The sequence below is a fragment of the Rhodococcus sp. DMU2021 genome (assembly GCF_019641445.1).
Taxonomy (GTDB): domain Bacteria; phylum Actinomycetota; class Actinomycetes; order Mycobacteriales; family Mycobacteriaceae; genus Rhodococcus; species Rhodococcus pyridinivorans.
The window spans coordinates 393,051-416,904 of record NZ_JAIFKB010000003.1 but is presented as its reverse complement, the minus strand read 5'-3'; the positions used below and the strand labels follow the sequence as shown (position 1 = coordinate 416,904).

Below are 23,854 nucleotides of genomic sequence, written 5' to 3'. Positions count from 1 at the left end.
CTTTCCCGAAGCTGCGACCGGAACCCCGGGGACTATCGGAGGACGGTGCCGACGATGCCCGCGAAGTAACCGATGCGTGCGATCTCGGACGGACGGAACTCCGGTCCGCCGGGGCGGCCGAGGACGAGGACACGTTCGGGCGAGCCGAGGGGAGCGGCCGCGAGCATCGTGTCCATGTCGCGCCAGAGCTGCGGCACCCACTCACCGTCGTGGTCGAGCAGGGTGGCCTCGGCGAGCGGCATCCAGGGGACGCCGTCGAGGTGGGTCTCCGGCGAACCCGGGCTCCCCGCGAGGCGGAAGATGCCGTTCGGGCCGACTCCGAGCACGGTCGCCCAACCCACGCGGAGCACCCGGGGAGCACCGTCGACGAGGATCTGGATGCGGTCGTCGCGGGCGGCGGCGACGTGATCGATCAGTTCGAGTTCGCGATGGGTGTCGAGGATTCCGGCGTAGGGACGGATCGAGTCGACCGTCACACCGGGCAGGGCCTCGGCCGCGGTGAGGAGCGTGTCGGGGAGCTTGCCCGGCTCGACGTCGACGACGAGATCGTCGATCGCGAAGTCCGTGCCGCGTTCGACGACGTCGAGCGACAGGATGTCGGCGCCGACCGAACCGAGCGCCAGGGCGAGCGAGCCGAGGCTACCGGGACGATCGGGGAGCCTGACACGCAAGAGGTACGACACGTGAGTCCTTTCCCCAGTCGGTTTCGTGCCGTCGACGAACGCCACATCGACGGCACATGGTGCGCCGGCATCCGAGTGCCGGCCCAGGGGCCCGTGTCGACCTCTGGCAGACCACATCCTTGCACCTCGGCGCCGGCGTCCGGGACGGCGCAGATCCGAAATTATGCCGACCTCATCGATAATCCCCGGTCGCGACGGTGCATGTCACACGAACGCAACACAGCGTTGCGAAGCTTGCAACATCGGCGGACGGGACGCGACGCCGACCGGGCGACGAGTGATGTCGCCGAACCGCGTGCGCCGTCGCTTCCAGGACGCATTACCCTGGACAGGACGTTCACTCTCCATCGGAAAGGGGCCATTCACGGTGCCTGCCATCTCCCGTGACGAGGTCGCGCATCTCGCCCGGTTGTCCCGGCTTGCGCTGACCGATGCCGAACTCGACGAGTTCGCCGGTCAGTTGGATTCGATCCTCAACCACGTCAAGGCGGTGTCGGAGGTGGCCGCGGACGATGTGGCTCCCATGGCGAACCCGAACGCCGTCACCAACGTGACGCGACCCGACGTCGTCGTCCCCGGTCTCACACCCGAGCAGGCGCTCTCCGGTGCGCCGGCCGTCGAGGAGGATCGCTTCTCGGTCCCGCAGATCCTGGGAGAGGGCGAATGAGCACGGATACGACACGCCTCGACGCCGCGACCCTGGCGTCGAAGATCCATGCCGGCGAACTGTCGTCGGTGGAGGTCACCCAGGCCCACCTCGATCGCATCGCCGAGGTCGACGGCGAGTACAACGCCTTCCTGCACGTCGCCTCCGAGCAGGCGCTCGCCGCCGCGGACGAGGTCGACCGTGCCGTCGCCGCGGGCGAGAAACCGGCCTCGGCGCTCGCCGGTGTGCCGCTCGCGCTCAAGGACGTGTTCACCACCACGGACATGCCCACCACGTGCGGTTCGAAGATCCTCGAGGGCTGGGTCTCGCCCTACGACGCGACGCTCACCACGAAGCTGCGCGAGGCCGGGATCCCCATCCTCGGCAAGACCAACATGGACGAGTTCGCGATGGGTTCGTCCACCGAGAACTCGGCCTACGGCCCCACCCGCAACCCGTGGGACACCAGCCGTATCCCGGGTGGCTCGGGTGGCGGTTCCGCTGCGGCGCTCGCGTCGTATCAAGCACCCCTCGCGATCGGCACCGACACCGGTGGCTCGATCCGCCAGCCCGCCGCTGTCACCGCCACCGTCGGCACCAAGCCCACCTACGGCACGGTCTCTCGGTACGGCCTCGTCGCCTGTGCGTCGTCGCTCGACCAGGGTGGTCCCTGCGGCCGCACCGTCCTCGACACGGCGCTGCTGCACGAGGTCATCGCCGGGCACGACCCGCGCGACTCGACGTCGGTGAACGCCCCCGTGCGTCCCGTCGTGGAGGCGGCGCGCCAGGGTGCGGCCGGCGACCTGAAGGGCCTGAAGGTCGGCGTGGTCAAGGAGCTGCACTCCGACAGCTACCAGCCCGGCGTGCTCTCGTCGTTCGATGCGGCGGTCGAGACGCTCACGAAGCTCGGCGCGGAGGTCGTCGAGGTCTCGTGCCCGCACTTCGAGTACGCGCTCGCCTCGTACTACCTGATCCTGCCGTCGGAGGTCTCCTCCAACCTGGCCCGCTTCGACGCGATGCGGTACGGCATGCGCGTCGACGACGGCACGATGAGTGCCGAGCAGGTCATGGCCGCGACCCGCGCCGCCGGTTTCGGCAAGGAGGTCAAGCGCCGCATCATGATCGGTACCTACGCGCTGTCCTCCGGCTACTACGAGGCCTACTACGGTCAGGCACTCAAAGTCCGGAGCCTCATCGCGCAGGACTTCGACAAGGCCTACGAGCAGGTCGACGTGCTGGTCTCGCCCACGAGCCCGTTCACGCCGTGGAAGCTCGGCGAGAAGGTCGACGATCCGCTGGCGATGTACCTGTCCGACCTGTGCACGCTCCCGACCAACCTCGCGGGGCACTGCGCGATGTCGGTGCCGTCCGGCCTCTCGGCGGACGACGGTCTCCCCGTCGGTCTGCAGATCATGGCCCCGGCCCTGGCCGACGAGCGCCTGTACCGCGTGGGTGCGGCCTTCGAGGTGGCACGAGGACCCATCGTCGCCTGATCCTTTCCCACACCACGACCCGTCGTGCCGTTCGTCGGCCGGCGGGTCGCGGTGTATCCGGACGCCGATCCGTGTGGGCGCGATCTACCCGTCGGCGGAGATGCACCGCGCCTGATCGTCGCCGTAGCGATGACCGTGACCGGGTGCCGTCTCGAGCGAGGTGAGCAGGTCCACCGTTGTGTTCACGAACGACACCACCGGCAGCCACGGCGGGGTCGGGGCATCGGCGCGCGCATGCGACAGATCGGGCGGCGACCACAGCAGCGACGGCCGCCACCACACCACCGGGTCGGAGGTGTTCGCCCGGACACTCGCACCGGCGGTGCGGACCCCCGCGGGTGGCCCCGCGAGGAACAGTGCACACGGCTCCGGTTCGTCGTCGAAGACGGCGCTCGCGCCGGACGCTCCCAGAGACTGCCCGTAGACGTGCAGGGCGGGGCGTCGCTCGTCGGGCAGCGTGGACAGGTACGCCCGCAAGGCGGTGACGAGCGCGCGGGCCTCCTCCTCCGCAGCACCGCGATCGAGGACGAAGGTCACCCAGCTCGGCATGTCCGAGTACTGCTGGGCGACGATGGCGACATCGTCGCCCCACCGGTCCTCGAAGCCGCGAACCGCAGCGGCATCGACCCAGCCCGAGCCGGTCGGCACGGCCACCACGAGATGCGGTCGGTCGAAGGCTCTCGCCCGGCGGAGTTCGTCCACCGCGAACTCGGCGCGCGCAGACGGATCCGGCGCGGCCGACAACGGTATGTAGATCCGGATCGGTGACCCCTCGGAGGGCAGGGACACGAACTTCTGCCCCTCTCGACCCAACCGGTTCCACAACACCGCCGATCCCACGCCACCCGACAATCCCGCCGAGAGCGCGGTGGGGGAGGCGACCGTGTCGACCGCCCCTCCGGGTGAGAAGGCCGCCGTGGTGCCGATCCCAACCGTGGCGCCGATTCCCAGCGTCGCGGCGACGGCCACCGCCACCCCGCGTCGCGACAGGAGGTGCACGAGGCGCGGAAGGGCGAGCAGCGCCGCGACGACCACGATCGCGACTGCCAGTGCCTCCAGCCACCAGCGCACATCCAGCGCCGGGACCGCCATCGCCTCCCGCAGACCGTTCTGCCACCGATGCGCACCGGCGGCCGTGACCAGAACGACGGATCCGCCGACGAGGCCGACGGGCACACGCAGTTCCGGTCTCGCCGGCCGCGGAGCCCGACCGGTCCGCCGCCTCGCGGTCACGACGAGACGGAGAACGGCCAGCGCGACCACGACGAACACCCCTGTGACGACGCCCTGCACGACCGACTGTCGCGGCAGCAGGGGAGGGGCGAGGGAGATCACCGTCGCGAGAACCACCATGAGGATCGTCATCGCCGTACCTTTCGTGCCGTGAAGCCCAGAGCGACCGAGCCCGCAGCGACGGCCAGGGCCCACGGCGATTCCGCGACAGGTGTCCGGTGAGCCTGTCGCCACGAGTTGAATTCCACTGCTGCAGAAGAAATCCCTGCGATCGGCGTGCAGGAGGGGATGCCGGGTTCGGAACGGCAGACGGTGTCGAGATGCCGTGCGAACAGACCGTCGAGGTCGCGGCGGGCACCGGTGCCCAGCTCGCCACCGGTGGTGTGGGCGTACCGCAGGAGGTCGTACCCGAGATCGTGCACCCGGCATGCCGATTCGAACGCCGCCGGCAGCGGCACCGGGGCGGAGCAGTCACCTTCGGGGTCGGCGAGCACCGTCGTCCCGTCCGCCCACTGTTCGACGATCGGCGCATACCCCATCACGGCGGTGAAATCGGCCGGCAGGGACGACAGTGCTCCCTCCGCGTCGTCGGCGACGAGCGCCGTCACCGTCGCTGCGGCCGCGGCGTCCTCCGTCGGGGGCGCGGCGGAGTGGGCGAGCGCCCCCGGCACGGCGGCATATGCTGCGGTGGCGAGGAAGGCGACCGACGCGACTCGGACCGCTGCGGATCTCACTGTCATGCCGGTGACGCTAGGAACGCGCAGCCCTGCACCGGACCCCGCGACGGAGCGATCTCGAGGAGGCCGACACCACCCGCAGAGCTATGCGGATCTCACCCCCAGGTATGAGGACAGTCGAGACCCCGGCTCCTAGCGTGGGTGAGGTGAAAGAGCTTGCGAAGTCCGGCGTGAGAACCGCGGGACGCCTGGGCCGGGGGCGGTGGAGCGTCATCACCGTGGTCACCGTGACGTTGATCCTCTATGCGATCGCGTGGCCGACGCTGCCCCTGACCCACGACGTCTCCCCACCCCTGTTGCCGCTGATCTCGGGGATGGCGGTGTTCCCGTTCCTCCTCGTGCTCGTCCGGCCGGCGCTCGGGTGGGCGGTGGCCGCGGCGGCGGGACTCGTCATCCCGATAGCGTTCGACCTGGTCCCCGGCTACGACTATCCGTGGCAGGTCGTGCACATCATGGTGATGCTCGCGCTGGTGTTCGCCGTGGCGATCCGCGAGGAGATCCGGATCGTCCTCGTCGTCTGGGTCTCGACGGTTCTGCTCTTCGCGGCCTTCGTCCCCGGCAGCGACGGCTGGGGCTGGGGGATCGGGATCAGCGCCCTGATGGTGTTCGGGCTGTTGGTGCGCTGGCTGGTGATCTCCCGACGGCAACTCGCCCAGCAGGAGGAAGCCAGCGAGCTCGAACGTGCACGGCGCGCCATCCTCGAGGAGAAGGCCCACATCGCACGCGACCTCCACGACATCGTTGCCCATCACATGTCGATGATCGTCGTGCAGGCGCAGAGCGCGCCCTACCGGCTCCCGGACGTGAACGACGACGTGCGCGCCGAATTCGACGCCCTCGGTGCGACCGCACGGGAGGCGCTGAACGAGGTCCGCACCCTGCTCGGAGTACTCCGCAGCGACGGGCAGCTCCCCGAACACGAACCGCAGCCCGACATCGACCGCATCGGTGAGCTGTTCGAGTCCTCCCGCCGAGCCGGGATGGCGCTCGAGACGGAGACGGTCGGCGTCCCCGCACCCGTCTCCGACGGTGTCGGACTCACCGTCTACCGGATCCTGCAAGAGTCCCTGGCGAACGCGGCCCGGCACGCACCCGGCGCCCGCGTGTCCGCACGACTGCAGTGGGAGCCGGCGACCGTCACGGTGGAGGTGACCAACGGGCCGGCCTCGCCCGGTCAGGTCGACACCACCGTTCGGCAGTCGGACCGCAGCGGCGGCAACGGAATCCTCGGCATGGTCGAACGTGCGTCCGTCGTGGGCGGGCAACTCGTCGCCCATCCCCGCCCCGGCGGCGGATTCGAGGTCCGAGCGGTTCTCCCGGTGCTGACCGGGGCCTAAGGTGGGTGCCGATGACCGAACCGCACCCTCCCATCACCGTGTTCATCGCCGACGACCAGGCAATGGTCCGGCAGGGCTTCGGAGCACTGCTCGGAGCCCAGCCCGACATCAGCGTCGTCGGCGATGCCCCCGACGGTCGAGCGGCTGTCTCGGAGGTCGCGCGACTGCGGCCCGACGTCGTCCTCATGGACGTGCGCATGCCCGAGATGAACGGTCTCGACGCGGCGCGGCACATCCTTGCCGACACCCGTGAGCCGCGGTCGAAGGTGCTCATGCTCACCACCTTCGACCTCGACGACTACGTCTACGAGTCGCTCGGGATGGGAGCAAGCGGGTTTCTGCTCAAGGACGCCCCCGCCGACGAACTCGTGCGGGCCGTGAGGGTGGTCGCCGATGGTCAGGCACTGCTCGCGCCGACCGTCACCCGTCGCCTCATCGCCGACGTCACCAGCCGGCGCCGGCCGGCGAGAGGGCGCGACCGCGTCCTCGATCCGCTGACCCCGCGCGAACTCGAGGTGCTGGAACTGATCGCACACGGCCTGTCGAACACCGAGATCGCAGAACGATTGTTCGTCGCCGAGCAGACCGTGAAGACCCACGTCGGCAAGGTTCTCGCAAAACTGCACCTGCGCGACCGGGCACAGGCCGTGGTGCTCGCCTACGAGTCCGGTCTCGTCACACCCGGCTGAATCGGGCTGCCGTCGCGCCGGTGAACGGGCAGGATGGCAATGCAGCAGCGGTCCGGGCGGTATCGGTCCGTGCGGTACGGAACCATGCGACGGGAGGTAGTGCGTGACGAGGATCGGAATTCTCACCAGTGGCGGGGACTGCCCCGGGCTCAACGCGGTCATCCGCGGTGCGGTGCTCAAGGGCACCGAGGTCCACGGACAGGAGTTCGTCGGATTCCTCGACGGCTGGCGCGGTCTCGTCGAGGGCGATGTGATCCCGTTGGACCGCAGCCGTGTTCGCGGTCTCGCCCAGCAGGGTGGCACGATCCTCGGCACGAGCCGGTTCGGTCCGTACCAGGGACCCGACGGTGGGGCACAGAACATCCAGAAGACCCTCGGCCGCCTCGGGATCGACGCGGTGATCGCCATCGGGGGAGAGGGCACCGCTGCCGCCTCGAAGCGACTGTTCGGTGAAGGGATCCGCATCGTCGGTGTGCCGAAGACGATCGACAACGACCTCAGCCACACCGACTACACCTTCGGTTTCGACACGGCCGTCGAGATCGCGACGGTGGCGATCGACCGTCTCCGCACCACCGGCAACTCCCACAAGCGGTGCATGGTGCTCGAGGTCATGGGCCGGCACGCCGGATGGATCGCATTGCACGCGGGTACTGCCGGTGGTGCACACGCCATCCTCATCCCCGAACACCCCGAGAGCCTCGAACAGATCTGCGAGTGGGTGACCAGCGTCCGCGACCGCGGGCGTTCGCCGATGGTTGTCGTCGCTGAGGGCTTCACACTGCCCGAGATGGAGGAGGCGTACTCCACCAAGGGGCTCGACGGATTCGACCGGCCGCGTCTCGGCGGTATCGCGGAGGTGCTCGCGCCGCTCATCGAGAAGCACACCGGCGTCGAGGCCCGCGCGACGGTGCTCGGTCACATCCAACGGGGCGGTGTCCCCACGGCATTCGACCGGGTGCTCGCCACGCGACTCGGCATGGCGGTGACCGATCTCGTCGCCGAGGAGGATTGGGGGCGCATGGTCGCGCTGCACGGCACCGACATCGCTCGGGTCGATTTCGACGAGCTCGCCGAACCGAAGTACGTGCCCGACGAGCGCTATCAGGAGATGCGGATCCTGTTCGGGTGAGGCGGCGCGTCGGCACTGTCGGCGCCGTCTAAAATCGACACCATGACTGCCTCCGTGTCCGCTGACCTGCTCGCCTACGACGACGTGCTCGCGAAGTTCGAGCCCGTGATGGGCATGGAGGTGCACGTCGAGCTGCACACCGCCACCAAGATGTTCTGCGGCTGCCCGACCACCTTCGGCGCCGAGCCCAACACGCAGGTGTGTCCGGTCTGCCTCGGTCTGCCGGGGGCGCTGCCCGTCGTCAACCAGGCCGCGGTCGAGTCCGCGATCCGCATCGGCCTCGCGCTGAACTGCTCGATCACCCCGTGGGGTCGCTTCGCGCGTAAGAACTACTTCTACCCGGATCAGCCGAAGAACTACCAGATTTCGCAGTACGACGAGCCGATCGCCACCGACGGATATCTCGATGTCGTACTCGATGACGGCACCACCTGGCGGGTCGACATCGAGCGCGCGCACATGGAGGAGGACACCGGCAAGTCGCTGCACGTCGGTGGCGCCACCGGTCGCATCCACGGTGCGAGCCACTCGCTGCTCGACTACAACCGCGCCGGTGTGCCGCTCGTCGAGATCGTCACCAAGCCGATCGTCGGTGCCGGCGAGCGCGCCCCCGAGGTCGCCCGCGCCTACGTCACCGCCCTGCGCGACCTGCTCGAGGCACTCGACGTCTCCGACGTCCGCATGGACCAGGGTTCGATGCGGTGCGACGCGAACATCTCGCTGATGCCCATCGGCGCGAAGGAGTTCGGTACCCGCACCGAGACGAAGAACGTCAACTCTCTCAAGTCCGTCGAGGTGGCCGTGCGCTACGAGATGCGGCGCCAGGCGGCCGTACTGGTCTCCGGTGGTGAGGTGATCCAGGAGACCCGGCACTTCCAGGAGGCCGACGGCACCACCTCGCCCGGTCGCCGCAAGGAGACCGCCGAGGACTACCGCTACTTCCCGGAGCCCGACCTCGAGCCGATCGCGCCCGACGCCGCCTGGGTCGAAGAGCTGCGCGCGACGCTGCCCGAGCTGCCGTGGCTGCGCCGCGCCCGCATCCAGGCCGACTGGGGTGTCTCCGACGAGGAGATGCGCGACCTCGTCAACGCCGGAGCGCTCGACCTCGTCATCGCGACCACCGAGGCCGGCGCCCCCGCCTCGGAGGCCCGCTCGTGGTGGGTCGCCTACCTGGCCCAGCAGGCCAACACCCGCGGTGTCGAACTCGCCGAACTGCCTATCACACCCGAACAGGTCGCCCGCGTCATCGCGCTGGTGGCCGACGGCAAGCTGACGAACAAGCTGGCCCGTCAGGTCGTCGACGGTGTGCTCGCCGGTGAGGGCGAGCCCGACGAGGTGGTCGCCGCTCGCGGTCTCGAGGTCGTGCGCGACGATTCTGCGCTGCAGGCCGCGGTCGACGCCGCGCTGGCCGCCAACCCCGACATCGCCGACAAGATCCGCTCCGGCAAGGTCCAGGCGGCCGGCAAGATCGTCGGCGACGTCATGAAGGCCACTCGCGGACAGGCCGATCCGGCGCGCGTGAAGGAACTCGTCATCGCTGCGTGCAGTTGATCTTGCGCGGCTAGAGTAGCGGCGCATGGACGCTGCTGTCGCCACCTCGCTGTTCTGGATCGCCGTCGCGGCGGTGCTGGCACCGCTGATCGCCGGCGCCGTCCCGCGTCGGCTGGTGCCCGAGGTCGTGCTGCTGCTGGTGGCCGGTGTCCTCATCGGCCCCTACGCGTTCGACCTCGCGGAGGCGGGCAGCGAGATCGGCATCCTGCGCGAACTCGGCCTGGGGATGCTCTTCCTGCTCGCCGGATACGAGATCGACCCCGCCGAGTTGCGCGGGCGGGGTGGGCGCCGCGCGATGCTCACCTGGTGCGTGTGCATGCTGTTGGCGCTCGGTACCGTCGCCGCCCTGGGAGCGGTCGGCCAGGTGCACGCCGAGATTGCCGTGGCGATCGCCCTGACATCCACAGCGCTGGGGACGCTCCTGCCGATCCTCGCCGACCGCGGGCTCGTCGCGACCCCACTCGGACGGTCGGTGCTCAATCACGGTGCGTTCGGAGAACTGCTGCCCGTTGTGGCCATGGCAACCCTGCTCGGTGCGCGCGGCGCACTCGGCTCGCTGATCGTCCTGCTGGCGTTCGCGGTCGTGGCCGTCGCCGTCGCCGTGCTGCCGACCTGGATCCTGGGGGAGGGCTCACGGTTCACCCAGTTCGTCCGGCTCGGCTCCGACACCACCGCCCAGATCCCGGTGCGCCTGACAATGTTGCTGCTCGTCGGACTCATCGCCGTCGCCGCCGCCTTCGATCTCGACATCATTCTCGGGGCCTTCGCCGCCGGCTTCATCCTGCGCCGCACGATCCCGGCGGGCGACGAGCGGCTCGAGAAGAAGCTCGACGGTCTCGGATACGGCTTCCTCATCCCGATCTTCTTCGTCACCTCGGGCATGGCGATCGACGTCGGTGCCGTTGCGAGTGCCCCGGGCATCCTGCTGGCATTCCTCGGACTGCTCGTCCTGGTGAGGGGTGTACCGGTGTTCGTCGCATCGCGCCTCGAACGCGACGAGACCGGCAACCGCATGTTCGGAACCGCCGAACAACTGCAGATCGCCCTGTACTCCACTACGGGTCTGCCACTGATCGTCGCGGTCACCGGCGTCGCGGTGAGTGCCGATCAGATGACGAACGCGAGCGCGTCGATCCTCGTGGCGGCGGGCGCCGTCACCGTCCTCGTCCTCCCGATGCTCGCGGGGCTGCTCCACCACCCCGCTGCGGCGCAGACACCGGGGCGGGCATGATCAGTCGAATCCGCCACCACCGGCCGGGAACTGGATGCGGATGACGCGGTCGTCGTTCGGTCCCGGTTCGGCGCCGGACTTGTTGACCGTCGAGACCCACAGCAGGCCGTCGGGCGACGAAGAGGCGCCGCGCAACATGCCGTAGCGGTCCTCCGCCGCGAGGACGGGGGACGCCGTGACCGCGCCGGTCCCCGGATCGGTAGCGACGACCGCGACGGCCTTCGCGTCGGTGAGCGAGATTGCGATCCCGTCGGGAGCCGCCGCGCACCCGGCGACACCGGGCCGCTCGGGCCACGTCCAGGCCGGGCCGGTGCCGGTCGAGCCGTCGACCCCGACCCGTTGGAGCCGGTCCTCGAGGGGAGTGCGGTCGGTGATCCACAGGTTGCCGTTCGGATCGCGGCACACATCGCCCGCGGTGCCGATCCCCGACAGCATCACCGAGGGAGTGGGTGCTGCGCCGGGTGCCGGGAGCGGCAGGTTCAGGAGCTTGCCGGACAGGACGTTCGGATCGTTTGCGGCCGCTGCGTTTCCGGCGTCGCCGGTCAGGACGGCGAGCTCGGTGGGCGAGACGAATTCGATGGCGCCGGAATTGCCCGTCGCGCCGCGCGGGATTCCCGTCAGCACGTCCTTGGGAGTGTCGCCCGCGGCGATGCGGACCACGCGGTTGTCCGAGGCCGTGGTGATGTAGGCGTAGAGCAGTCGGTCCTCGGCGAAGGTGGGGGAGAGTGCCACGTCCAGGAGCCCACCGTCCCCGGATCCGTCGACCGGGATCGTCGCGATCTCCACCGGCTCGGTCTCCGGCGCGACCTGCAGTATCCGACCCGTCCGGCGCTCGGTGACGAGCGCGGAGTTGCCGTCGGGCATCGTCACCAGGCCGCCGGTGACGTCGAGGCAGGTCGCGATCACGGACGGGTCGGGATCGACACACGGCCCCGGAGGCTTGGGGGAGGCGCTCGGCGTGGTCGTCTCGGTGGGGTCCTGGGGCCCGACGCCCGGTCCCGGATCGAAGGTGGGTTCGGGAGTGAACGGGCTCGATGCGGAGTCGTCGAAGCGGGCGCAGGATGGGACGGCGAGGACTCCGACGGCGAGCGCCGCCGCTGCCGCACGTACGCCCCACGAACCCGTCCACCGCGTACCCCGTGTCATGCCGCAAACGTTACCGGCACGACGCGCGCACCCGCGGATGCCGGGTGTGGGGGCAGTCACGGGCCTAGGCTGGGAGCGTGGCCGACAACAAGAACGGTGGCATACCGGACGCGGGTTCGAGTTCCTACGGAAACCAGCCCGACGAGCACACACTCGAGATGCACCGACCACGCGAGTCGTATCTCGGATCGGACGACGACTTCGGGGCCGGGGGAACGCCCCTCGGCACCGACGCCTACGCCGCTCCCACCGAGCAGATGTACCGGCCGGAGCCGGTATTCGGTGCGGATGCGGGCGGCGCGGTGGCCGTCGGCGAGCAGACCCCGAAGGTGCGCCGCGGGACGCTCGACCTCGGATTGTTCGTCCTGCGCGCGGCGGTCGGGGCGATCCTCGTCGCACACGGACTGCAGAAGCTGGTGGGTCTGTGGAACGGCCCGGGTCTCGACGGTTTCGAGTCGTTGCTGCGCGACGCGGGGTACCAGCAGCCCGCCGTGCTCGCGATCGTCGGCGCGGTCGGTGAGATCGCGGCCGGAGGACTGCTCGTCCTGGGTCTGCTCACTCCGTTCGCCGCTGCTGCGATCGTGGCCATCATGGTCAACGCGGTGCTGTTCAAACACGAACTCGAGCCGGGCGTCCAGTTCTTCGCTGCCGAATCGTCGGGCTTCGAGTTCGAGGCCCTTCTCGTCGCCTGCGCGGTGACGATCACCCTCACCGGACCGGGACGCATCGCGATCGACGGACGACGCGGCTGGGCGACGCGTCCGTTCCTGGGCTCGTTCGTCGTGCTGCTGCTGGGTGTGGCGGCCGGCGTGTGCCTGTGGATCTTCGGACGCTGACATACGAAGGACGGACACCAGGCGAGGGCCCCGCGATCGGGATGATCGCGGGGCCCTCGTTCCTGCTGTCGTGAAGTGTTACGGCACGCGCCGAACGGCACCCTTGTCGGCGGAGGTCGCCAGAGCGGCGTAGGCGCGCAGCGCCTTCGAGACCGTGCGCTCACGGTCGACGGGCTGCCACGGACGCTCGGAGGCCTCCATCTTCGCGCGACGATCCGCGAGCACCTCGTCCTCGACGAGCACCTCGAGGGTGCGGGTCGCGACGTCGATGCGGATCCGGTCGCCCTGCTCGATCAGGCCGATCACACCACCGGACGCGGCCTCGGGGGAGACGTGCCCGATGGACAGACCGGAGGTGCCGCCCGAGAAGCGACCGTCGGTGATCAGGGCACACACCTTGCCCAGACCGATGCCCTTGAGGAAGGAGGTCGGGTGCAGCATCTCCTGCATGCCGGGGCCGCCGGCCGGGCCCTCGTAGCGGACGACGACGACGTCGCCGGCCTTGATCTTCTTGCCGAGGATGACCGAGACGGCCTCCTCCTGCGACTCGACGACGTAGGCCGGGCCCTCGAAGTGGAACAGATCCTCGTCGATACCGGCGGTCTTGAGGATCGCGCCGTCCGGTGCGAGATTGCCGCGCAGCACGCACAAGCCGCCCTCGACGGTGTAGGCGTGCTCGATGTCGCGGATGCAACCGTTCGCGGCATCGGTGTCGAGCGACGACCAGCGGTTGTCCGTCGAGAACGGTTCGGTGGTGCGCACACCGCCCGGTGCGGCGTGGAACAGTTCGAGGGCCGTCTCGGACGCCTTGCCGGAACGGATGTCCCAGGTGTCGAGCCACTCGTCGAAGCTCTTCGTGTGGACCGTGGAGACGTCGGTCTCGAGCAGACCACCGCGGCGCAGCTCGCCGAGGATGGCGGGGATTCCGCCGGCGCGGTGCACGTCCTCCATGTGGTAGTCGGAGTTCGGGGAGACCTTCGCCAGGCAGGGCACCCGGCGGCTGATCTCGTCGATGGTGGTGAGATCGAAGTCGACCTCACCCTCCTGCGCGGCGGCGAGGGTGTGCAGCACGGTGTTGGTGGAACCACCCATGGCGACGTCGAGCGCCATTGCGTTGCGGAAGGCGGCCGGGGTGGCGATGTTGCGCGGAAGCACCGACTCGTCGTCGTCGCGGTAGTAGCGCAGGGCGGCCTCGACGATCGTCCGGCCGGCGGTCTCGAACAGTGCGCGTCGCGCCTCGTGGGTGGCGAGGGTCGAACCGTTGCCGGGCAGCGCGAGACCGAGAGCCTCGGTGAGGCAGTTCATCGAGTTGGCGGTGAACATGCCCGAGCACGAACCGCAGGTCGGGCACGCGCTGCGCTCGACCTCGTCGAGACCCGCGTCGTCGACGGCCTCGCTGGCGGAGGCCGAGATGGCGGTGATGAGGTCGGTGGGGGCCTGCGCGACACCGTTGACGACGACCGCCTTGCCGGCCTCCATCGGACCACCGGAGACGAAGACCGTCGGGATGTTCAGGCGCATCGCGGCATTGAGCATGCCCGGGGTGATCTTGTCGCAGTTCGAGATGCACACCAGTGCATCGGCGGTGTGCGCGTTGACCATGTATTCGACGGAGTCGGCGATGATCTCGCGGCTCGGCAGCGAGTAGAGCATGCCGCCGTGGCCCATGGCGATGCCGTCGTCGACTGCGATGGTGTGGAACTCGCGCGCCACGCCGCCCGCTTCGCGCACGGCCTTCGCGACGATCTCACCGACGTCCTTGAGGTGGACGTGACCGGGTACGAACTGCGTGTAGGAGTTCGCGATGGCGACGATCGGCTTGCCGAAGTCGGAATCGGTCAGGCCGGTGGCGCGCCACAGGGAGCGCGCTCCCGCGGCGTTTCGTCCGACGGTGGTGGTGCGTGACCTCAACGGGGGCATGGGCTGACTTCCTTGACGGTGGCTGGTGCGCAATCGGCCGGGCCGCGTCCGGGCGCCGGGCTGGGCGGATCCGGGCAACGGCACCGACGAATCTACTCGCGTGCTTCCGGATGCCTCTATTCGCACCCGGTCGCGAGGATCAGGAGGAGCGGTCCCCCTTCTTCTCGACGGTGACTGCGTCGTCGGTGGTTTCGGCATCCGGACCGGCTTCGGCGGCCGCCTTCTCGCGGTATGCCTTCTCCTCGGCGAGCTGTGCGGCCGCGTACGGATCGGTGATGCGGCCTCCGCTGGCCTCCGACAGCTGCGGCAGCCGGCCGAAGGTGACGACCGGCAGTGCGACCTCGCTGCCGTCGGTGAGCCGTGCGCGGGCCCAGCCCCGCTTCGGGAACCGGAGGCCGTCGAGTTCGTCCCACTTCAGGTTCGTCGTCTTGAAGGTCGCTCGCGCGACGATGCCCTCGGGGCCGACGACGGTGCGTACCCGCACGACCCAGGCGGCGACGAGGAACGGGATGATCAGCGTCCATGCGAAGGCCTCCGGCCACGCCAGCGCGGGGGAGGCGAGGGCGAGGAACAGCAGAGCGCACGCGAGGAAGGACAGTCGCGAGATCTGGATGACCTGCGTCGTCGAATCGGGCGTGTGGGATGATGGGGGCGGTGGCACGGGCTGCTGGGAAGATGACACCTCTACATCTTCGCACTGCAGCCGCGGCATCTCACATTCTGGGACAGTGGACCGCACCAAGTTGACTGTCTGGACACCATGCGCCTACCGTCGAGCGCGTGAATCAGAATGGGTTGCTCGTAATCGGCCGGCGCGTCGTCGCCTGAGCCGCATTTCGCAACTCGCCCACGACGCGCCACCCTCGTACAGCAGACTTGCTGACGAGGGTTTTTTGTTGCCCGGAGCCAGAATCAGAGGAATTCGCAGTGAGCGCACCAACCGCACGGCCTCAACCCTCGCCGCGAAAGCCGGGGTCCGCCACCCCGACTCCCGCAGCTGCCGCGACGCAGCCCGCCAATCGACGCCAGGTCGCCCCCGAGCGGGTCACCGGCGCCCAGTCGGTGGTCCGCGCACTCGAGGAACTCGAGGTCGACACGGTATTCGGCATTCCCGGCGGCGCGATCCTGCCCGTCTACGACCCGATCTTCGATTCGCGGCGCGTGCGCCACGTGCTCGTCCGTCACGAGCAGGGCGCCGGGCACGCTGCCACCGGTTACGCCCAGGCCACCGGCAAGGTCGGCGTGTGCATGGCCACTTCCGGTCCGGGCGCGACGAACCTCGTCACCCCGCTCGCCGACGCGCAGATGGACTCCGTGCCCCTCGTCGCGATCACCGGCCAGGTCGGTCGCCCGCTCATCGGCACCGACGCCTTCCAGGAAGCCGACATCTCCGGCATCACGATGCCGATCACGAAGCACAACTTCCTGGTCACCGACGGCGCCGACATCCCGCGCATCCTGGCCGAGGCGTTCTACCTCGCCTCCTCGGGCCGACCGGGCGCGGTCCTCGTCGACATCCCCAAGGACATCCTCCAGGCACAGACCACCTTCAGCTGGCCGCCGGAGATGCACCTGCCCGGCTACCGCCCGGTGACGAAGCCGCACGGCAAGCAGGTCCGCGAGGCCGCGCGACTGATCGCCGACGCGAAGAACCCGGTGCTGTACGTCGGCGGCGGTGTCATCAAGGCCGAGGCGTCGGCCGAGCTGCTCGAGCTCGCCGAGCTGACCGGCATCCCGGTCGTTACGACGCTCATGGCCCGCGGTGCGTTCCCCGACAGCCACAACCTGCACTGCGGCATGCCCGGCATGCACGGCAACGTCGCCGCGGTGGCCGCACTGCAGAAGAGTGACCTGCTCATCACCCTCGGTGCCCGCTTCGACGACCGCGTCACCGGTCAGCTGGACTCCTTCGCGCCCGACGCCAAGGTCATCCACGCCGACATCGACCCGGCGGAGATCGGCAAGAACCGGCACGCCGACGTGCCGATCGTCGGTGACTGCAAGGAGGTCATCGTCGAACTGCTCGAGGCGATCCGCGCCGACCTGGCGACCGGCACGAAGCTCGACTACACGGCATGGTGGGCCTACCTCGACGACATCCGTCGCACCTACCCGCTGAGCTACGACCGTCCCACCGACGACACCCTGTCGCCGCAGTACGTCATCCAGGCCGTCGGTAAGCTCGCCGGTCCCGACGCGATCTACTGCGCAGGCGTCGGTCAGCACCAGATGTGGGCGGCGCAGTTCGTCGACTACGAGAAGCCGCGCACCTGGCTCAACTCCGGTGGTCTCGGCACCATGGGCTACGCGGTGCCCGCCGCGATGGGCGCCAAGATGGGTTGCCCCGACACCGAGGTGTGGGCCATCGACGGCGACGGCTGCTTCCAGATGACCAACCAGGAACTCGCGACGTGCGCCGTCGAGGGTGTGCCGATCAAGGTCGCGCTCATCAACAACGGCAATCTCGGCATGGTCCGGCAGTGGCAGACCCTCTTCTACGAGGAGCGATACTCGAACACCGACCTGGCGACGCACTCGCTACGCATCCCCGACTTCGTCAAGCTCGCCGAGGCCCTCGGCTGCGTGGGCATCCGCGTCGAGCGCGAGGAAGACGTCGAGCCTGCGATCCGCCGGGCGCAGGAGGTCAACGATCGTCCCGTCGTGATCGACTTCATCGTCGGCAAGGACGCGCAGGTGTGGCCGATGGTCGCCGCCGGCACGAGCAACGACGAGATCATGGCGGCTCGCGACATCCGGCCGCTGTTCGACGACGACGCCGCTGCCGACGATCCCGCCGTCATCCACGAGACCATCGACGCGCTCGAAACCCGCAGCGAGAACGCTGCGGCCCAGGAGGAGACCAAGTGAGCACGAGTCACACCCTCAGTGTTCTCGTCGAGGACAAGCCGGGCGTGCTCGCCCGAGTCGCATCGCTGTTCTCGCGACGCGGCTTCAACATCGAATCCCTTGCCGTCGGTGGCACCGAGGTGCCCGACATCTCGCGGATGACGATCGTGGTGACCGTCGACGAGTTCCCGCTCGAGCAGGTCACCAAGCAGCTCAACAAGCTCGTCAACGTCATCAAGATCGTCGAGCAGGAGGACGAGGCGTCCGTCGCCCGCGAACTCGTGCTCATCAAGGTGCGCGCCGACGCGAGTGTACGCACCCAGGTCATCGAGACGGTGAATCTGTTCCGCGCCAAGGTGATCGACGTCTCGCCCGAGTCGCTGACCATCGAGGCGACCGGTACGCGGTCCAAGCTCGACGCGCTGTTGCGCATGCTCGAACCGTACGGAATCCGCGAGATCGTCCAGTCCGGTGTCGTCGCCGTCGGACGCGGTCCGAAGTCCATCACGGCTACCCGTTAGCCTTAACACACCCATACTTGCTGAAAGAGGTAATCACTGTGGCAGTCGAGATGTTCTACGACGACGATGCCGACCTGTCGATCATCCAGGGTCGTAAGGTCGCCGTCATCGGCTACGGCAGTCAGGGACACGCGCACTCGCTGAGCCTGCGCGACTCGGGCGTCGACGTTCGCATCGGTCTGAAGGAGGGCTCGAAGTCGCGGGCCAAGGCCGAGGAAGCCGGTCTCACCGTCGGCACCCCCGCCGAGGTCTCCGAGTGGGCCGACGTCATCATGATCCTCGCGCCCGACACCGCCCAGGCGTCGATCTTCACCAACGACATCGAGCCCAACCTGAAGGACGGCGACGCGCTGTTCTTCGGCCACGGCCTCAACATCCACTTCGGTCTCATCACCGCTCCGGAGAACGTGACCGTCGCGATGGTCGCCCCCAAGGGTCCCGGCCACCTCGTGCGTCGTCAGTTCGTCGACGGCAAGGGGGTTCCCGCGCTCATCGCCGTCCATCAGGACCCCAAGGGTGAGGGCCAGGCGCTCGCGCTGTCCTACGCCAAGGGCATCGGCGGCACCCGGGCCGGCGTCATCAAGACCACCTTCAAGGAAGAGACCGAGACCGACCTCTTCGGCGAGCAGGCCGTGCTCTGCGGTGGCACCGAGGAGCTCGTCAAGACCGGCTTCGACGTCATGGTCGAGGCGGGCTACGCCCCCGAGATGGCCTACTTCGAGGTTCTCCACGAGCTCAAGCTCATCGTCGACCTCATGTACGAGGGGGGCATCGCCCGCATGAACTACTCGGTGTCCGACACCGCGGAGTTCGGCGGCTACCTCTCCGGCCCGCGCGTCATCGACGCCGGCACCAAGGAGCGCATGAAGGAGATCCTGAAGGACATCCAGGACGGCACCTTCGTCAAGCGTCTCGTCGCCAACGTCGAGGGCGGCAACAAGGAGCTCGAAGGTCTGCGCAAGCAGAACGCCGAGCACGGCATCGAGGTTGTCGGCAAGCAGCTGCGCGACCTGATGAGCTGGGTCGATCGCCCCATCACCGAGACGGCGTGACAGCCACCTGATCCGGTCACGGCGGCCCGGTACCCCTACGGGGGTGCCGGGCCGCCGTCGTCGGTGCGCGTGAGCGATGTCGCAGCCACGGGCCGAGGCCGCGGAGGATACTTGGCTGATGTGGCTCCTCGCCGCGTTCGGGCGGCTCCCGGGTGTCGCCACCGCACGGTCCTACCGGCGGGGGTGGCTGCGGGGCGACGTCACGGCGGGTCTCGCGCTCAGCGCCCTGCTCGTCCCCACCGGCATGGGATATGCCCAGGCGGCGGGACTGCCGCCCTACACCGGTCTCTACGCGACAGTGGTGCCGATGCTCGTGTACGCGGTGGTCGGTCCGTCCCGGATCCTCGTGCTCGGACCGGATTCCGCGCTCGCCCCGCTCATCGCGGCCGCGGTGATCCCGCTCGCCGCCGACGGTGACCCGCAGCGTGCGGTCGCCCTCGCCGGTGTGCTCGCCCTCCTCGTCGGGGCGATCCTCCTCGTCGGGGGGATACTCCGCTTCGGATTCCTGACCTATCTGCTCTCCACACCGATCCGGGTCGGTTTCCTCAACGCGATCGCGATCATCGTCATCGTCGGGCAGCTCCCGCTCCTGCTGGGCACCTCGGCCGACGAATCCGGTGTCGTCGCCGAGGTTCTCGACGTCGTCGACGACGTCTTCGAGGACGGTGTCGAACCGGTCGGACTTCTCCTCGGCGCCGGCACCCTCGCTGTGATCCTCGTGCTGCAGAAGGTCGTTCCCCGCATACCCGCGGTGCTCGTCGCGGTGGTCGCCGCCTCCGCGGCGGTCGAGGTGTTCGGGCTCACCGATCGGGTGGAGATGGTGGGGGCGCTGCCCTCCGGGATCCCCGCGCCCGTTCTGGGCGGTATCGAACGGGGAGACGTGATCGAACTGCTCGCACCCGCGGTCGCGGTCGCCGTCATCGCGTTCGCCGACACCGCGGTGCTGTCGCGCTCGTTCGCGCTCCGACGGGGCGAGGACGTGGACGGCAGTTCCGAGATGCGCGCCCTCGGTGTGGTGAACATCGCAGCCGGTGCGACGGGCGGATTCCCCATCTGCGGCAGCGGCAGTCGCACTCCCGTCCTCGAACAGGCCGGAGCGCGTACCCAGCTCGCGGGTGCCGTCGGAGCGGTGACGGTCGCGATCTTCCTGCTCGCCGCGCCGGGGGCGACGGCGTACCTGCCGCAGGCCGCGCTCGCTGCCGTCGTGATCGCCGCGGCGAGTGCGCTCGTCGATGCGAAGGGGCTCGGTCGCCTGTGGCGGGTCAACAAGATCGAATTCTGTTTGTCCTTCGCCGCATTCGTGGCGGTCGGTCTCGCCGGTGTGTTGAGGGGTGTACTCGTCGCGATCGCATTGTCGTTGGCGGTCGTGATCGTGCGTGCCTGGCAACCCCACCGGACCGAACTCGTCGAACTCGAGAACATCGCCGGATATCACGACCGGGAGCGGCATCCCGAGGGCCACCGCATCCCGGGTCTCGTGCTCGTGCGATTCGACGCTCCGCTGTTCTTCGCGAACGGTGTGATCCTCACGAAGTTCGTCCGTGAACTCGTCCGCGAACGCGAGGACCCTATCGAGTGGGTGGTACTCGCGGCCGAACCGATCACGGATCTAGACATCAGCGCCGTCGAGGAGATCGAACGTCTCGACGACTACCTCGCCCACAGGGGGATACGGCTCGCCTTCGCCGCGATGAAGGGGCCGGTCAAGGACAAGTTGCACCGGATGCAATCGGGGAATCGCTTCGGGGCCGGTCGATTCCATCCGACCGTCCGCACTGCCGTGGTGGCCTTCCGGCACCGGAACCAGCCCGGCATCGAGCGCAGTGTGCTCGACGCGCCCCCGCAGGACATCGTCCCGCCCCCGCGGAAGGATCGGCCCGCACCACCGTGATCCCGGTCCCGGTGGCCCCGTGGGAGGGGCCGGGGCACTAAACTGTGGGCGGTCGCGGGTGCCCACGCATGCTGTCGGGCGCGAGCGCCGTCGACCACTCACACATTCACGACACAGGGAGTCCGCACGTGAGCCAGAATGGCCGTCCAGTAGTCCTGATCGCCGACAAGCTTGCGCAGTCGACCGTCGATGCGCTCGGTGACGGTGTCGAGGTGCGCTGGGTCGACGGCCCCGACCGCCCCGCCCTGCTCGCGGCCGTGCCCGAGGCCCAGGCGCTGCTGGTCCGCTCCGCGACCACCGTCGACGCCGAGGTGCTCGCTGCGGCGCCCAACCTCAAGATCGTCGGTCGCGCCGGTGTCGGCCTCGACAACGTCGACATCGCTGCTGCCACCGAGCGCGGTGTGATGGTCGTCAACGCGCCCACCTCCAACATCCACTCCGCCGCCGAGCACGCGGTCGCGCTCCTCATGTCCGCGGCGCGGCAGGTTCCCGCCGCCGACCGCACCCTGCGTGAGCACACCTGGAAGCGGTCGAGCTTCAACGGCACCGAAATCCTCGGCAAGACGGTCGGCGTCGTCGGCCTCGGCCGCATCGGCCAGCTGTTCGCCCAGCGTCTCGCGGCGTTCGAAACCCACGTCATCGCGTACGACCCCTACTTGCCGGCCGCCCGCGCCGCACAGCTCGGCATCGAGCTCGTCGACATCGACGAGCTGGTCGCCCGCGCCGACTTCATCTCGGTGCACCTGCCCAAGACCAAGGAGACCGCCGGCCTGATCAACGCCGAGCGTCTGTCCAAGGCCAAGGACGGCGTCATCATCGTCAACGCCGCCCGCGGTGGCCTGATCGACGAGGACGCGCTGTACGACGCGCTCGTCGAAGGCAAGGTCCGCGCTGCCGGCCTCGACGTCTTCGAGACCGAGCCGTGCACCGATTCGAAGCTGTTCGACCTCGACAACGTCGTCGTCACCCCGCACCTCGGTGCATCCACCGCCGAGGCCCAGGACCGCGCCGGTACCGACGTTGCCAAGAGCGTGCTGCTCGCCCTCGCCGGCGAGTTCGTGCCCGATGCCGTCAACGTCTCCGGTGGCCCCGTGGGCGAGGAGGTCGCGCCGTGGCTCGAGCTCGTTCGCAAGCTCGGTCTGCTCGCCGGCACCCTCTCGCCCGAGGCCGTGCAGAACGTGCAGGTCGTCGTCAGCGGTGAGCTCTCGGCCGAGAACACCGACATTCTCGGCCTGGCCGCCCTCCGCGGCCTGTTCTCGGCGAGCAGCGACGAGCCCGTCACCTTCGTCAACGCCCCCAAGCTCGCGGAGCAGCGCGGCGTGACGGTCGAGGTCGAGAAGGTCAGCGAGGCCACCACGCACCGCAGCGCCGTCGAGGTCCGCGCCGTGGCGCCGGACGGACACGTCACGTCCGTCGCGGGTGCGCTCACCGGCCTGCAGCAGGTCGAGAAGATCGTCAACATCAACAGCCGCAGCTTCGACCTCCGCGCCGAGGGCCACAACCTGATCGTCCACTACCAGGACCGTCCGGGTGTCCTCGGAACGCTGGGCACCGTGCTCGGCAACGCGAGCATCGACATCCAGGCCGCGGCGCTGAGCCAGGACGCGGAGGGCCCCGGCGCCACCGTGATCCTCCGTGTCGACCGCGTCGTCGGCGACGCCGAGGTCGGACAGATCACCGAGGCGCTCGACGCGCGCGTCGCCCAGGTCGACCTGTCCTGATCCTTCGGTTCTCCATCATCCGGTGGCCGCGACCGTCTGCACGGTCGCGGCCACCGTCGCACAGGAAGTGAGTAGTGCTCATGAAACTTGCGGTCATCCCCGGTGACGGCATCGGTGTCGAGGTCACGGCGGAAGCTCTCAAGGTGCTCCGCGCCCTCGTCCCGGATCTCGAGACGACCGAGTACGACCTCGGTGCCCGCCGGTACAACGCGACCGGCGAACTCCTGCCCGATGCCGATCTCGCCGCGATCCGCGAGCACGACGCGATCCTCCTCGGTGCCATCGGCGATCCGTCGGTCACGCCGGGCATCCTCGAACGCGGTCTCCTCCTGAACATGCGGTTCGCACTCGACCACCACGTCAACCTGCGGCCGTCGCGCCTGTACCCGGGTTCGAAGTCGCCGCTCGCCGCCGACCACGAGATCGACTTCGTCGTCGTCCGCGAGGGCACCGAGGGCCCGTACACCGGCAACGGGGGAGCGATCCGCGTCGGCACCCCGCACGAGATCGCCACCGAGGTCTCGGTGAACACCTGGTTCGGAGCCGAGCGCGTGGTCCGCTACGCCTTCGAGCTCGCGCAGACCCGCCGCAAGCACGTCACGCTCATCCACAAGACGAACGTGCTGTCGAACGCCGGCGCCATCTGGACCCGCGCCGTCGAGACCGTCGGCAAGGAGTTCCCTGAGGTCACCACGGCCTACTGTCACATCGACGCCGCGACCATCTACATGGTCGACGACCCGTCGCGCTTCGACGTCATCGTCACCGACAACCTGTTCGGCGACATCATCACCGACCTCGCCGGCGCCGTAACCGGCGGTATCGGCCTTGCCGCGAGCGGCAACATCGACGCCTCGGGCACCAACCCGTCGATGTTCGAACCGGTCCACGGCTCGGCACCGGACATCGCCGGCAAGGGCATCGCCGATCCCACCGCGGCGATCCTGTCCACCGCCTTGCTGCTGCGCCATCTCGGGCGCGAGGAGGATGCTGCACGCGTCGAGCGGGCCGTCGAGGCCGACCTCGCGAATCGTGGCACCGGTCCGATCGTGACCACCGAGATCGGCGATCGGATCGCTGCTTCTCTTTGATCTCTGAGCGCGGATTCTCTCCGGGCACCGAGTTCTTCGGCACAAACGCGCGTGGCGCCGGCGGGTACGTCCCGTCCGGCGCCACGCGCGTTTCGCG

Annotated in this window: 20 protein-coding genes; 14 read left to right on the top strand and 6 right to left on the bottom strand. The window is 69.1% G+C overall.

Features of this window, described 5'->3' with window-relative positions; all coding sequences use genetic code 11:
- Nucleotides 1-32: 32 nt before the first annotated feature.
- Complete coding sequence (locus K3M35_RS07960) at nt 33-683, bottom strand: amino acid-binding protein (RefSeq protein ID WP_006554550.1); 651 nt, start codon at nt 681-683, stop codon at nt 33-35.
- 367 nt (nt 684-1,050) lie between these two features.
- Here K3M35_RS07960 and gatC point away from each other — a divergent pair, with 367 nt between their 5' ends.
- The gene (gene gatC / locus K3M35_RS07955; protein WP_006554549.1) at nt 1,051-1,350 is read left to right on the top strand and encodes an Asp-tRNA(Asn)/Glu-tRNA(Gln) amidotransferase subunit GatC; all 300 of its coding nucleotides are present in this window, start codon (nt 1,051-1,053) and stop codon (nt 1,348-1,350) included.
- Nucleotides 1,347-2,822 carry an Asp-tRNA(Asn)/Glu-tRNA(Gln) amidotransferase subunit GatA gene (gene gatA / locus K3M35_RS07950; protein ID WP_220666237.1) on the top strand — a complete coding sequence of 492 codons (1,476 nt, stop codon included), beginning with the start codon at nt 1,347-1,349 and terminating at the stop codon, nt 2,820-2,822. The genes gatC and gatA overlap by 4 nt, the downstream gene beginning before the upstream one ends.
- A gap of 84 nt (nt 2,823-2,906) precedes the next feature.
- Here gatA and K3M35_RS07945 read toward each other — a convergent pair whose 3' ends face one another.
- Nucleotides 2,907-4,187, bottom strand: coding sequence for an alpha/beta-hydrolase family protein (locus tag K3M35_RS07945; protein ID WP_220666236.1), 1,281 nt, complete (start codon nt 4,185-4,187; stop codon nt 2,907-2,909).
- Entirely contained in the window at nt 4,184-4,795 is a 612-nt protein-coding gene (locus tag K3M35_RS07940; RefSeq protein WP_220666235.1) for a hypothetical protein, read from the bottom strand. Before K3M35_RS07940 ends, K3M35_RS07945 begins: the two co-directional genes overlap by 4 nt.
- A gap of 167 nt (nt 4,796-4,962) precedes the next feature.
- Between K3M35_RS07940 and K3M35_RS07935 the strand changes: the two genes are divergently transcribed.
- The 5 genes from K3M35_RS07935 to K3M35_RS07915 all read left to right on the top strand — a co-directional run bounded on the left by K3M35_RS07935 (nt 4,963) and on the right by K3M35_RS07915 (nt 10,732).
- Nucleotides 4,963-6,129 (top strand): sensor histidine kinase, encoded by a 1,167-nt coding sequence (locus tag K3M35_RS07935; RefSeq protein WP_374107756.1) that lies wholly within the window; start codon nt 4,963-4,965, stop codon nt 6,127-6,129.
- Nucleotides 6,130-6,140: 11 nt separating this feature from the next.
- Nucleotides 6,141-6,818 carry a response regulator transcription factor gene (locus K3M35_RS07930; RefSeq protein ID WP_033097743.1) on the top strand — a complete coding sequence of 226 codons (678 nt, stop codon included), beginning with the start codon at nt 6,141-6,143 and terminating at the stop codon, nt 6,816-6,818.
- A 103-nt stretch (nt 6,819-6,921) separates the two neighbouring features.
- Nucleotides 6,922-7,950: a 6-phosphofructokinase gene (locus K3M35_RS07925; RefSeq protein ID WP_024101390.1), complete on the top strand. Its 1,029-nt coding sequence runs from the start codon at nt 6,922-6,924 to the stop codon at nt 7,948-7,950.
- Between the two features lie 42 nt (nt 7,951-7,992).
- Entirely contained in the window at nt 7,993-9,501 is a 1,509-nt protein-coding gene (gatB, locus tag K3M35_RS07920) for an Asp-tRNA(Asn)/Glu-tRNA(Gln) amidotransferase subunit GatB (protein WP_006554542.1), read from the top strand.
- A 25-nt stretch (nt 9,502-9,526) separates the two neighbouring features.
- Complete coding sequence (locus K3M35_RS07915; protein WP_220666233.1) at nt 9,527-10,732, top strand: cation:proton antiporter; 1,206 nt, start codon at nt 9,527-9,529, stop codon at nt 10,730-10,732.
- On the opposite strand, the gene K3M35_RS07910 is transcribed toward K3M35_RS07915, so the two are convergent.
- On the bottom strand, nt 10,733-11,878 hold the full coding sequence (locus K3M35_RS07910) for a PQQ-dependent sugar dehydrogenase (RefSeq protein WP_059380771.1): 1,146 nt from the start codon (nt 11,876-11,878) through the stop codon (nt 10,733-10,735).
- Nucleotides 11,879-11,955: 77 nt separating this feature from the next.
- On the opposite strand from K3M35_RS07910, the gene K3M35_RS07905 reads away from it, so the two are divergent.
- The gene (locus K3M35_RS07905; protein WP_220666232.1) at nt 11,956-12,714 is read left to right on the top strand and encodes a DoxX family protein; all 759 of its coding nucleotides are present in this window, start codon (nt 11,956-11,958) and stop codon (nt 12,712-12,714) included.
- 78 nt (nt 12,715-12,792) lie between these two features.
- Here K3M35_RS07905 and ilvD read toward each other — a convergent pair whose 3' ends face one another.
- A complete protein-coding gene (gene ilvD / locus K3M35_RS07900; RefSeq protein ID WP_024101385.1) occupies nt 12,793-14,634 on the bottom strand; it encodes a dihydroxy-acid dehydratase in 1,842 nt (613 codons plus the stop codon).
- Nucleotides 14,635-14,773: 139 nt separating this feature from the next.
- Entirely contained in the window at nt 14,774-15,295 is a 522-nt protein-coding gene (locus K3M35_RS07895) for a PH domain-containing protein (protein ID WP_006554537.1), read from the bottom strand.
- Between the two features lie 266 nt (nt 15,296-15,561).
- On the opposite strand from K3M35_RS07895, the gene K3M35_RS07890 reads away from it, so the two are divergent.
- The 6 genes from K3M35_RS07890 (at nt 15,562) to K3M35_RS07865 (ending at nt 23,757) form a co-directional block, all read left to right on the top strand.
- Nucleotides 15,562-17,502: an acetolactate synthase large subunit gene (locus K3M35_RS07890; protein WP_024101384.1), complete on the top strand. Its 1,941-nt coding sequence runs from the start codon at nt 15,562-15,564 to the stop codon at nt 17,500-17,502.
- Entirely contained in the window at nt 17,499-18,002 is a 504-nt protein-coding gene (gene ilvN, locus K3M35_RS07885) for an acetolactate synthase small subunit (RefSeq protein ID WP_006554535.1), read from the top strand. The genes K3M35_RS07890 and ilvN overlap by 4 nt, the downstream gene beginning before the upstream one ends.
- Before the next feature lie 50 nt (nt 18,003-18,052).
- Nucleotides 18,053-19,054: a ketol-acid reductoisomerase gene (ilvC, locus tag K3M35_RS07880; RefSeq protein WP_170318577.1), complete on the top strand. Its 1,002-nt coding sequence runs from the start codon at nt 18,053-18,055 to the stop codon at nt 19,052-19,054.
- Nucleotides 19,055-19,172: 118 nt separating this feature from the next.
- Entirely contained in the window at nt 19,173-20,945 is a 1,773-nt protein-coding gene (locus K3M35_RS07875; protein WP_220666269.1) for a SulP family inorganic anion transporter, read from the top strand.
- Nucleotides 20,946-21,073: 128 nt separating this feature from the next.
- Nucleotides 21,074-22,666 (top strand): phosphoglycerate dehydrogenase, encoded by a 1,593-nt coding sequence (serA, locus tag K3M35_RS07870; RefSeq protein WP_220666231.1) that lies wholly within the window; start codon nt 21,074-21,076, stop codon nt 22,664-22,666.
- Between the two features lie 80 nt (nt 22,667-22,746).
- A complete protein-coding gene (locus K3M35_RS07865; RefSeq protein WP_006554531.1) occupies nt 22,747-23,757 on the top strand; it encodes a 3-isopropylmalate dehydrogenase in 1,011 nt (336 codons plus the stop codon).
- The last annotated feature ends 97 nt before the right edge of the window (nt 23,758-23,854 follow it).